The sequence below is a fragment of the Cupriavidus sp. SIMBA_020 genome (assembly GCF_046535395.1).
Lineage (GTDB): Bacteria > Pseudomonadota > Gammaproteobacteria > Burkholderiales > Burkholderiaceae > Cupriavidus > Cupriavidus campinensis.
The window spans coordinates 1-254 of the sequence record NZ_JAWRWU010001130.1 but is presented as its reverse complement, the minus strand read 5'-3'; the positions used below and the strand labels follow the sequence as shown (position 1 = coordinate 254).

At 66.1% G+C, this 254-nt stretch carries 1 pseudogene; it reads right to left on the bottom strand.

From position 1 onward, the window contains the following. A pseudogene (locus SB751_RS33050) lies at positions 1 to 254 on the bottom strand (sugar ABC transporter permease); the annotation flags it as partial.

The following is a 254-nucleotide window of genomic DNA, read 5'->3' as shown; positions in this document are numbered from 1 at the left end:
CGAAGAACGGCGCGATCGCGAGCAGCCGCGCGATGCCCTGCCCGTAGAACTTGCGGTCGAACAGCACGGCCATCAGCACGCCGCCGACCACCGTGATCGCGAGCACCGCGCCGATCAGCACGAGCGTGTGCCAGATCGCGGGCAGGAACGACGGATCGGTCGCGAGGAAGCGGTAGTTGTCGAGCCCCGCGAAGCCCTTCACGTCCGGGTTCAGCAGGTTGTAGCGCGAGAACGAATACCAGATCGTCATCGCG